15 protein-coding genes are annotated in these 9,100 nt (G+C 52.0%); 2 read left to right on the forward strand and 13 right to left on the reverse strand.

Going from position 1 to position 9,100, the window contains the following annotated elements; translation table 11 throughout:
- Window positions 1-102 precede the first annotated feature (102 nt).
- The 7 genes from ACOTXR_RS24530 to merT form a co-directional block, all read right to left on the reverse strand.
- A complete protein-coding gene (locus tag ACOTXR_RS24530) occupies window positions 103-315 on the reverse strand; it encodes a DUF3330 domain-containing protein (RefSeq protein ID WP_000993245.1) in 213 nt (70 codons plus the stop codon).
- Between the two features lie 65 nt (window positions 316-380).
- The gene (gene merE, locus ACOTXR_RS24535; RefSeq protein WP_001087807.1) at window positions 381-617 is read right to left on the reverse strand and encodes a broad-spectrum mercury transporter MerE; all 237 of its coding nucleotides are present in this window, start codon (window positions 615-617) and stop codon (window positions 381-383) included.
- Window positions 614-979 (reverse strand): mercury resistance co-regulator MerD, encoded by a 366-nt coding sequence (gene merD / locus ACOTXR_RS24540; protein ID WP_001277466.1) that lies wholly within the window; start codon window positions 977-979, stop codon window positions 614-616. Before merD ends, merE begins: the two co-directional genes overlap by 4 nt.
- A gap of 17 nt (window positions 980-996) precedes the next feature.
- On the reverse strand, window positions 997-2,682 hold the full coding sequence (gene merA / locus ACOTXR_RS24545) for a mercury(II) reductase (protein WP_000209296.1): 1,686 nt from the start codon (window positions 2,680-2,682) through the stop codon (window positions 997-999).
- A 38-nt stretch (window positions 2,683-2,720) separates the two neighbouring features.
- Complete coding sequence (gene merC, locus ACOTXR_RS24550; RefSeq protein WP_000522996.1) at window positions 2,721-3,146, reverse strand: organomercurial transporter MerC; 426 nt, start codon at window positions 3,144-3,146, stop codon at window positions 2,721-2,723.
- A 27-nt stretch (window positions 3,147-3,173) separates the two neighbouring features.
- Window positions 3,174-3,449 carry a mercury resistance system periplasmic binding protein MerP gene (merP, locus tag ACOTXR_RS24555; protein ID WP_000732275.1) on the reverse strand — a complete coding sequence of 92 codons (276 nt, stop codon included), beginning with the start codon at window positions 3,447-3,449 and terminating at the stop codon, window positions 3,174-3,176.
- Window positions 3,450-3,464: 15 nt separating this feature from the next.
- A complete protein-coding gene (gene merT / locus ACOTXR_RS24560) occupies window positions 3,465-3,830 on the reverse strand; it encodes a mercuric ion transporter MerT (RefSeq protein WP_001294656.1) in 366 nt (121 codons plus the stop codon).
- A gap of 71 nt (window positions 3,831-3,901) precedes the next feature.
- Here merT and merR point away from each other — a divergent pair, with 71 nt between their 5' ends.
- Window positions 3,902-4,357, forward strand: coding sequence for an Hg(II)-responsive transcriptional regulator (merR, locus tag ACOTXR_RS24565; RefSeq protein ID WP_001166628.1), 456 nt, complete (start codon window positions 3,902-3,904; stop codon window positions 4,355-4,357).
- 65 nt (window positions 4,358-4,422) lie between these two features.
- Window positions 4,423-5,031 (forward strand): HNH endonuclease signature motif containing protein, encoded by a 609-nt coding sequence (locus ACOTXR_RS24570; protein ID WP_000289256.1) that lies wholly within the window; start codon window positions 4,423-4,425, stop codon window positions 5,029-5,031.
- A 606-nt stretch (window positions 5,032-5,637) separates the two neighbouring features.
- Here ACOTXR_RS24570 and ACOTXR_RS24575 read toward each other — a convergent pair.
- The 6 genes from ACOTXR_RS24575 to ACOTXR_RS24600 all read right to left on the reverse strand — a co-directional run bounded on the left by ACOTXR_RS24575 (window position 5,638) and on the right by ACOTXR_RS24600 (window position 8,434).
- Window positions 5,638-6,042: an H-NS family nucleoid-associated regulatory protein gene (locus tag ACOTXR_RS24575; RefSeq protein ID WP_001287391.1), complete on the reverse strand. Its 405-nt coding sequence runs from the start codon at window positions 6,040-6,042 to the stop codon at window positions 5,638-5,640.
- Between the two features lie 177 nt (window positions 6,043-6,219).
- Window positions 6,220-6,513, reverse strand: a complete 294-nt coding sequence (locus tag ACOTXR_RS24580; protein ID WP_001100635.1) for a hypothetical protein — start codon at window positions 6,511-6,513, stop codon at window positions 6,220-6,222.
- Window positions 6,514-6,538: 25 nt separating this feature from the next.
- The gene (locus ACOTXR_RS24585; protein ID WP_223152485.1) at window positions 6,539-6,844 is read right to left on the reverse strand and encodes a hypothetical protein; all 306 of its coding nucleotides are present in this window, start codon (window positions 6,842-6,844) and stop codon (window positions 6,539-6,541) included.
- On the reverse strand, window positions 6,816-7,271 hold the full coding sequence (locus tag ACOTXR_RS24590; RefSeq protein ID WP_000916941.1) for a hypothetical protein: 456 nt from the start codon (window positions 7,269-7,271) through the stop codon (window positions 6,816-6,818). The genes ACOTXR_RS24585 and ACOTXR_RS24590 overlap by 29 nt, the downstream gene beginning before the upstream one ends.
- Window positions 7,272-7,330: 59 nt before the next feature.
- Entirely contained in the window at window positions 7,331-7,996 is a 666-nt protein-coding gene (locus tag ACOTXR_RS24595; protein ID WP_001447900.1) for a hypothetical protein, read from the reverse strand.
- 57 nt (window positions 7,997-8,053) lie between these two features.
- Window positions 8,054-8,434: a hypothetical protein gene (locus ACOTXR_RS24600; protein ID WP_001371925.1), complete on the reverse strand. Its 381-nt coding sequence runs from the start codon at window positions 8,432-8,434 to the stop codon at window positions 8,054-8,056.
- Window positions 8,435-9,100: the final 666 nt, after the last annotated feature.

Below are 9,100 nucleotides of genomic sequence, written 5' to 3' on the forward strand. Positions count from 1 at the left end.
ACTGTCAGGAGCTGGCTGCACAACAGCCATTACGCCCAATCAACTGGTGCAGTCGTCTTCTGAAAATGACACATGGCATCTGACATCAAGTTAGGGTATGCCTCAATCTGACGGCTGCGAACCGCCAGGGACAGGCGCAATGTCAGATTCTGTCGCGGCCTTGGCGCGTGCCTGGAAGCGTTCATAGCAATCCAGCCCGCAGAAATGTTCGACGTATTCCGCGCCTTCCGGGGTGAAGGCGGCATCGAGCGGAATTTCTTTGCAGCATACGCAGCAGGTGGTGCAACTGGCAGTGTTCGGGGCGTTTGCGTTCATGGTGGTACTCCTCCAGATTGGTAGCGAAGCTCAAAGCTGCCCACTCTCGGCTGGCTGGGAAGCGGTCATGATCTTCCCTTGAAGGCCCGCAGCAGCCGCGTCACAGACAGGACAAACAAGCCGGTCAGCGTGAGGGCTGCAATACCCCAGTGCTCCCCGATGAACGCGCCGGCCGTCGTGCCGGCTAGCACAATGGCGAGAATCGGCAAATGGCAGGGACAGGTGAGCACGGCCAGCGCGCCCCACAAGTAGCCGGTGATCGGTTTGTGCGTCTCAGACGGCAAGTGCTCTGGGCTGTTCATGGCAGACTCTCCGCGTGCTGTGCCGGTTCGGTTGGCATGGCGGCCAGTTGCATTTCGAGGCTGGCCAGGGCCTCGCGCCGACGCTCGACGAGTTGCCGCAACACGGCAAGCTGCGCAGACGCACCGTCACCGTCCGCAGCATCCAGCGCCCGGCACAGCCGCGCCAGTGCGTCCAGGCCGATACCCGCTTCGAAGGCAGCCCGTACAAAGCGCAGCCGTTGCAACGCGGTGTCATCGAACAAGCCGTAGCCGCCCGTGGTGTACGCGACCGGCCGTAGCAATCCGCGCAGCAGGTAGTCGCGCACGATATGCACGCTCACCCCGGCATCAAGGGCCAGCCGGGACACTGTGTAGGCGCTCATTGAACACCTCCTTTTCCTCATCCGGCGCAGCACGAAAGCTGCTTCACGTCCTTGCTGAAGGTCTGCGCCGCGAGCTTCAGCCCTTCGACCATGGTCAGGTAGGGGAACAATTGGTCGGCCAGTTCCTGCACGGTCATACGGTTGCGAATGGCGAGCACCGCCGTCTGGATCAGTTCACCCGCTTCCGGGGCCACCGCTTGCACGCCGATGAGCCGTCCGCTACCTTCCTCGATGACCAGCTTGATGAAGCCGCGTGTGTCGAAGTTGGCAAGCGCACGCGGCACGTTATCCAGTGTTAGCAGGCGACTGTCGGTCTCGATCCCGTCGTGATGTGCTTCCGCCTCGCTGTAGCCCACGGTGGCGACCTGCGGGTCGGTGAACACCACGGCCGGCATTGCGGTCAGGTCCAGGGCCGCATCGCCGCCAGTCATGTTGATCGCCGCACGAGTGCCGGCCGCTGCCGCCACATAGACGAACTGCGGCTGGTCGGTGCAGTCGCCGGCCGCGTAGATGTTCGGGCTACTGGTGCGCATGCCCTTGTCGATGACGATGGCCCCCTGCGCATTGACGGCTACCCCCGCCGCTTCCAATGCCAGGCTGCGCGTGTTCGGTGTCCGGCCGGTGGCGACCAGCAGCTTGTCGGCGCGCAATTCACCGTGCGTGGTGGTCAGCACGAATTCACCGTCCATATGGGCGACCTGGCTGGCTTGCGTGTGCTCCAGCACCTCGATGCCCTCGGCACGGAAAGCGGCTGTCACCGCCTCGCCGATGGCCGGGTCTTCACGGAAGAACAAGGTATTGCGCGCCAGGGCCGTGACCTTGCTGCCCAGCCGGGCAAAGGCTTGCGCCAGCTCCAGCGCCACCACCGACGAGCCGATTACGGCAAGGCGTTCGGGAATGGTGTCGCTCGCCAGGGCCTCGGTGGAAGTCCAGTAGGGTGACTCTTTCAAGCCCGGAATCGGCGGGACCGCCGGGCTGGCACCCGTGGCGACCAGGCAGCGGTCGAACATCACGACGCGCTCGCCACCCTCGTTCAAACTAACGATAAGGCTCTGGTCGTCCTTGAAACGCGCTTCACCGTGCAGAACGGTGATGGCTGAATTGCCGTCCAGGATGCCTTCGTACTTGGCATGACGGAGTTCTTCGACACGGGCCTGCTGCTGGGCCAGCAGCCGCTCGCGCAAGATCGTCGGCGGTGTGGGTGGCATGCCGCCGTCGAATGGGCTTTCCCGGCGCAGATGGGCGATGTGGGCGGCGCGGATCATGATCTTGGACGGCACACAACCGACGTTGACGCAGGTGCCGCCGATGGTGCCGCGCTCAATCAGCGTGACCTGCGCGCCTTGCTCGACGGCCTTCAGTGCTGCCGCCATCGCGGCTCCACCGCTACCAATGACGACGACCTGCAACGGGCGTTCGTTGCCACTGGGCTTATCAGCGGCCCCTATCCAGCCGCGCATCTTGTCGAGCAGGCCGGCGCGGTTGTCCGTCGGTGGCGCATCGGCAAGCGTTGCCTCGTAGCCCAGTCCGGCCACGGCGGTAGTCAGCGCATCCGATGACGTGCCCGCCTCAATGGCGAGTTGCGCTGTGCCCTTCGGATAGGACACCAGCGCCGATTGCACGCCGGGCACTTTCTCCAAGGCTTCCTTGACGTGAGCCGCGCACGAGTCGCAGGTCATCCCGGTGATTTTCAGGGTGGTCATGTATTTTTCCTTTTCTGTGGTGGCTACGGCTGTTGCCGTCAGCCACGTTGTTCTGGCAATTCACAGCTGTCCGGCCCGCAGCGGCGATGTGCTGGCGAGATGAAATCCCAGACCGACACCCCAACCATCAAGGCCAGGCCGACATAGAGCAGTCCACCGCTCTGCCAGCCGTAAGCCCGCATTAAAAACACCGCTGCCAGCACCAAGATCGGGCCTATCGTGCCGAGCGCCGTGCGTCGCCACTGTCGATGATTGAGCCAAGCGATAGCATTGGCGAGTAACGCGATGCCGGCGAACATCGGCAGCAGGATGCCAATGAATAGCCCCTCGTACTGGCTCAAGAAGCCCAGTCCGATGGCCGCGCCAAAGCTGGCGATGGCAGGAAAACAGGCGGCGCAGCCCATCGCGGAAACGACGCTGCCGAGCGCGCCGGTTTTGCCAGCGATGCGCGTGATGAGTCCCATGTGTCGCTCCCGAGTTCGGTTAACGGATCAGCGTTTGAGGCTGGACGGATAGCCCGCGTCCTCGGTCGCCTTGGTCAACTTCTGGACGTTGGTCTTGGCATCGTCGAAGGTGACGACGGCCTGGCGCTTGTCGAAACTTACGTCGGTCTTGCTCACGCCCTCAACCTTGGAAAGCGCGTGCTTGACAGTGATCGGGCAAGAGGCGCAGGTCATGCCAGGCACGGACAGCGTGACGGTCTGGGTGGCGGCCCACACGGGGGCAACAACGGCAGCGAGGGCGAGGGCGGCAAACAGTTTTTTCATGATGAACTCCTGTGATTAATAGAAAAATGGCATGACGTAGGGAAATCCGAGCGAGACCAGGACCAGCGCGGCCACGATCCAGAAAATGAGCTTGTAAGTAGCTCGCACTTGGGGAATCGCGCAGACCTCACCCGGTTTGCAGGCTTGCGCCGGGCGGTAGATGCGCCGCCAGGCGAAAAACAGCGCGACCAGCGCTGCGCCGATGAAGATCGGGCGATAGGGTTCCAGCACCGTCAGGTTGCCGATCCATGCCCCGCTGAACCCCAAGGCGATCAAAACCAGCGGCCCCAGGCAGCAGGCCGACGCAAGAATGGCGGCCAGCCCACCGGCGAAGAGCGCGCCGCGCCCGTTTTGTGGTTCAGACTTTTGTGGTTCAGACATACGCTTGTCCTTTCAAATTTGGTTTGGATAGCTTAAGCTTACTTCCGTAGTTATGTACGGAGTCAAGCGATATGCAAATTAATTTTGAGAATCTGACCATTGGCGTTTTTGCCAAGGCGGCCGGGGTCAATGTGGAGACCATCCGGTTCTACCAGCGCAAGGGCCTGCTGCCGGAGCCAGACAAGCCCTATGGCAGCATTCGCCGCTATGGCGAGGCGGATGTAACACGAGTGCGGTTCGTGAAATCGGCCCAGCGGCTGGGCTTTAGCCTGGACGAAATCGCCGAGCTACTGCGGCTGGAGGATGGCACCCATTGCGAGGAAGCCAGCGGCCTGGCCGAGCACAAGCTCAAGGATGTGCGCGAGAAGATGGCCGACTTGGCACGCATGGAGGCCGTGCTGTCTGAACTGGTGTGCGCCTGCCATGCGCGGAAAGGGAACGTTTCCTGCCCGCTGATTGCGTCACTGCAAGACGGAACGAAGCTCGCTGCATCGGCGCGGGGGAGTCACGGGGTGACTACGCCTTAGCGTGCTTTATTTTCCGAATTCTGAGACGACCCCTGTGTGTTGAAAGACAAGATGAGAACCATGATGTGTACGTAGGTAAATTCATCCAGTTACATGTAGCCGCTAATAAGAGCCTTAAGATCGTCGAAATGGGCGATGTGAAACTGGTGGCCATAACCAGCTCGATTCCTACCACTTTTAATGGTGGGATAAAGAGATACAAAGGGGTTACGTATGTGTCACTTTCCCAAACAGCTCAAACCACTATCGACTTCCCGAAGCGTATCTACAAAGAGGGCCAGGAATGTACTTCTGTCACCAGTCCTGACCAAGGTCCTTTCGCCCGGGATGTTAGGTTGAATTGCTACGGGCGATGTGTTGTCACCGGCGTAAGGTCCCCCTGGCGTACTGAGGCCGCGCACTTAACGCCACGTCATGAAGAAGGCATTCCCGACGTAACGAACGGAATTTTACTTCGCCGTGATATCCATACACTGTTCGACAATGACCATTGCGCCATAAACCCTGACACTATGAAAATTTACTTCAGCCGGGAGGCCCGGGAGTTGGATGATGATCTCCTGAAATGGCATGGGAATGAGATAGAGACGACACGCATGCAGGTTCCGGTTAACATCGAAAACCTTCGGATACGATGGCAAAAATTTAAGGCTAAGGATCGTCAGCGTAAATAAAGCCATAAGCTGAACCACGGCGAGGATTAGTCTTGTTCACTAAATGACAGCGAGAGATTAAATGCAAACCCAAAAAGATATTACAGTTGGCCAGATCTGGGAAGAAGTGGATCCAAGACTGATCCGGAAAGTGCGAGTTGTTGAGGTGGCCTCGTTAGAAGGGCCCAAAGGCATCCTAATCGAAAACGTGGAGTCTGGTCGTAAGAACTGGGCGTCGTCATCCCGCTTTAATGGAAAGCGTGGAGGGTATCGTCTTATTTCCTGAAGGTTTTGCCAATATGGGAAACTGAAGAGGTTGAAACCATCCCGGTGAGGGAGCATATCTGGTAAAGAAGAGTCTTTAAAAAGGTTTTACGCGACCTGGGATAATAAACGGGAAAACGATACCCAAAAAAAGAATACAGCGATGATAACGATAAGGAATGGTAAGGGCTTCAATATTTTGAGAAATGACCTGGCTTCCTTTGCATCTGCATTTCTAATCAAACTGTCCACATAGGGATCACAGCTCTTAGGTTCTGAATTTTTCATATGTTCTGTACCTGAAATTGATTCCGTATGAGAAAAGGCCACCGAAGTGGCCTCTATCAAAACTGGTGGCAAAAGTTAGATCAGGAAATCATCAAGACTTTTACCGGCTGCAATTTGTTCTGCCAGAGCTTTGGGGGTACGGCCCTGTCCAGTCCACGTTTTTGTTTCGCCATTTTCATCAGTAAATGAGTATTTGGCCGGGCGTGGTTCACGGCTTTTCTTGGTAGCCGTAGATTTGGCCTGGAATGAGCCAAGCAGCTCTTCCGGGTTGATACCATCTTCTTCCATTAACTTACGCAGGGCGTCAAGTTTCTCCTGACGAGCTTGCAGTTCGGCAGCTTTGGATGATTCTTCCTGACGACGCTCATCAACAATGACATTAAGCTTTTCGAGGATTTCCTCAAGTACTTCTAAAGGCAGCTCGCGGCCCTGGGCGCGAAGAGTACGAATATTGTTTAACGATTTGAGTGCTTCAGACATACGACCTCACTTTCTAATTCTTTGATAAGGATTTACTTAATCATAATACACTCTATAAGGAAAAAGATGCCAGCTTTATGTCTTCAGGTACAAAGATATCTTGCTAAGAATACTCCTTATCTTCCTTGTGCAGACTGTTTCGTGCTTTCGATGTTGTTCATGAGTCTTAAAATCTGCTCACTGTTTAGGGTACTCATGCTGTAAATCATCAAGAAGGAAGCGCAGAACAACATAAGCAATCGGAAAAGGAAACCATGCCAGTGACAGGCCATATATGGCGGAGATAAACATAGGGTAATTTAACTCACTTACAAAATTCGCTTCATTGTATTGTTGAATCGAAATGGCAGAAGCAAAAATTATAATTAAAGTAAGAAAAATCCACTCTAGCCATCTCTTTTTATAACAAGCATAAGCGAAAGCTGTAGGGTAAAAAATAAAGCAAAAAATTCCAGCTGCAATTACGTTCATAAAAGTAACTTTCCTGATAGCGCAGTTATTTTTCGAATGCAGCATCATGAACAACTGCCATAACATTGATGATTGGCTTTCTTTTTCTGAAGAACCTTCCGCGCGGCAAAGTTTCTCCCGCTTTGAGACGATAAAGCCAGAAAACATAAGCCGGAGGAACATTGCTGTCAAAAATATCTGAACAAGTTTGAACTGTGATGCCTACTGTATTGTCTTTCCTCATCTCTTTAAAAGTGCCTTGCAATGCAGCGGATAACGTCATTTTTAAGAAACCTTTTTCTGTTTGAACGGATAGACTTGACTTAGCTGGCTTGACTGTAATGTTTGCCACTAAAGATCCCTCGTTCTGAGGATGCAGGCACTACAAAGTTACCGTCAGGTCTAATCATACGAGTTTGGATGAAATTTTTGCCGGATTTGGTTTTTTCAACCTGGTGCTCGATCTTCCATTCTTCTTTGACGGGACCGGATGACAAATGAACTAGAACCGGTACTTTTTTACGTGTTCTATCCAGAACAATACAATTTGATTTATCCGTATCAACGCTTCCCTGAAGAGTATTCAAAGAGCAATTATCATATCCCTCAACCGGAACTGCATTACCTTGGATATCAATTTTGAATCCTCCAGCTATTACAATTTCGGGTGCATTATCATTTAAAGTCTCGTCATAGGCAGCATCAACTACATCGCAAGCAGTAAGAGTAAGTGACGATGCCACAGCAAGACACAATAAAGAAAATCTGTTTTTGAGCATATTTGAGACCTTTTATAAAAATAAAATAACAGGAGAATTGTATCATTAACAGTCTAGTTCTAACGACTACCACTTTTAAGTATGTATTGAGCCAGTTTTATATTCAGGCACACCATATTGCACTCTAGCTCTTTCATCATCCTAGAAGAACTCTTAATTAAGTATTCTTCAAGTGGGCCAGCATATGCCCCTGATGTCACGATCGTTAGTTGCGTAAGAGGATGAGTCAAACTCTCAATGCCCTTCAGGATGTCATTCTGGACAGCAGAAATATAAACAGGCGAAGCCGCAATCAAATATTCATCATTCGGACTGGACTGCATTAACTGGCTTATAGTTGCGCAACGGTTATGCTTTCCTAGTGATTTTGTGATGGCTTTCCACCAGAGATCATGCCTGAATGGTACTTGATGAAATGTCGCCTCGTAAGAGGGCACCCGATCTCGACTATTTAAAAACCCCATCCCGGCAGAGATTATCCACAACTCCAGATTTCTGGTTGAGTTTAAAATTTCCTTTGCCGTAGACCAGTGATTACCTGAATACAAGGACAATGCCGGTACCGCCTGATTACTTCTGGCGTCGTCTACAATGTTACTCCAGGCATATGCTGCGTCGTCCGGGGTTTGTTTTGGATCTATGTCCAATGTCGGCCAGACGTGGCCCTGATGATTCTTGCCCTTTGTACAGGAAGTGATTAAGTGTACTGAGCGTTCAGAGAACATTATCTTCCTTACATACCCATAGAACAGCTTTCTAAGAACGGTGGGCTCGCCTGAAAATTACAAATCAGCCCCTTTCACGGCATCATTTTGATTCTTCGCGTCTGCCCCCAGTAAGATGACCGGTTTTCTGCATGACAGTGTTATTCCTAACAAACGCAACACAAAACCACGCCAGCCAGAGCAAATTTTTTCATTTGCTGCGTAAAGCCTATTGTTTTCTCTTTTAAGCTTCGCCCACTCGTTACAGAGGGTAACATCATCAAGCGCTGTTATATGCTTCGCCTCACCTTCGACGATAACGGTATGGATACCGTATGCTGTAAATCTCATACTATTTTCCAGAACCCAGTTGCGGTATTCGTTGAGTCCACCTTCGGAACCGGTAGCTCTGCGCCACATTTCAATTTGCTTGTGTGATGGGTCAAGTGTACTTGTCATTGAAGCCTCGTCTCAGCGATAACGCTTGAAATAGCCCGCTTTGGTCAAAATGAAATTAGCCATCTGACTGGCGATTTGATTGTATCTTACTCATAGTGCCCAACCTATAGGTTAAAAAGGGGCATTTTCGCTTTATAGCGTGTTCAACATCATCAATCATCCCAAGAAAGGCTGGCTTATTAAGCCGGTCCATCATTTTCTGTATATCTCTCATCAATTTTTATATCCGGCCTGAAGTGCACCGTTCAAGCACACCGATCAGGCAGTTAGTCACTAGTTAACTCTTTACTAGAGACTAAATTCCATTGATTTACGTGACAACGTCACGTCATTAAGGTTTGCAAATGCCTAATTTTCATACTATGGGATTTAATTAGGAGTAAATCCCACAGGCATACATAAAGCTGACAATTAAAAACTTTAAATATCAACCAGATAGAATGATTACACCCATTTAATGGGCTCATCACATTATTTCACTGGCTGGGGTTGTTGCTGGCATATCTGAAAGTGCTAATATGTTAGTCATTAGTAATTAGTAAAGACTTTACTAAACGCGTTTCTACGTAAATTCTATAGGTTTTAGAGGGTAATATCCGAGGACAATAAAGTTGTACACAAAGCACTAAAGTTGTAACCATTCTCAAAAAACGACGCTAATGTTGT

Origin of the sequence: Enterobacter cloacae complex sp. IR53030, from assembly GCF_049238365.1 — a bacterium.
In the GTDB taxonomy this organism is placed as follows: Bacteria; Pseudomonadota; Gammaproteobacteria; order Enterobacterales; family Enterobacteriaceae; genus Enterobacter; species Enterobacter kobei.

Coding starts and splice junctions, on each gene's coding strand:
- merT (WP_001294656.1), bottom strand. CDS start 3,830: ATGTCTGAACCACAAAAGTCTGAACCACAAAACGGGCGCGGCGCGCTC.
- merC (WP_000522996.1), bottom strand. CDS start 3,146: ATGGGACTCATCACGCGCATCGCTGGCAAAACCGGCGCGCTCGGCAGC.
- merE (WP_001087807.1), bottom strand. CDS start 617: ATGAACAGCCCAGAGCACTTGCCGTCTGAGACGCACAAACCGATCACC.
- ACOTXR_RS24600 (WP_001371925.1), bottom strand. CDS start 8,434: ATGACAAGTACACTTGACCCATCACACAAGCAAATTGAAATGTGGCGC.
- ACOTXR_RS24595 (WP_001447900.1), bottom strand. CDS start 7,996: ATGTTCTCTGAACGCTCAGTACACTTAATCACTTCCTGTACAAAGGGC.
- merD (WP_001277466.1), bottom strand. CDS start 979: ATGAGCGCCTACACAGTGTCCCGGCTGGCCCTTGATGCCGGGGTGAGC.
- ACOTXR_RS24575 (WP_001287391.1), bottom strand. CDS start 6,042: ATGTCTGAAGCACTCAAATCGTTAAACAATATTCGTACTCTTCGCGCC.
- ACOTXR_RS24530 (WP_000993245.1), bottom strand. CDS start 315: ATGAACGCAAACGCCCCGAACACTGCCAGTTGCACCACCTGCTGCGTA.
- merR (WP_001166628.1), top strand. CDS start 3,902: ATGCAAATTAATTTTGAGAATCTGACCATTGGCGTTTTTGCCAAGGCG.
- merA (WP_000209296.1), bottom strand. CDS start 2,682: ATGACCACCCTGAAAATCACCGGGATGACCTGCGACTCGTGCGCGGCT.
- ACOTXR_RS24580 (WP_001100635.1), bottom strand. CDS start 6,513: ATGAACGTAATTGCAGCTGGAATTTTTTGCTTTATTTTTTACCCTACA.
- merP (WP_000732275.1), bottom strand. CDS start 3,449: ATGAAAAAACTGTTTGCCGCCCTCGCCCTCGCTGCCGTTGTTGCCCCC.
- ACOTXR_RS24590 (WP_000916941.1), bottom strand. CDS start 7,271: ATGCTCAAAAACAGATTTTCTTTATTGTGTCTTGCTGTGGCATCGTCA.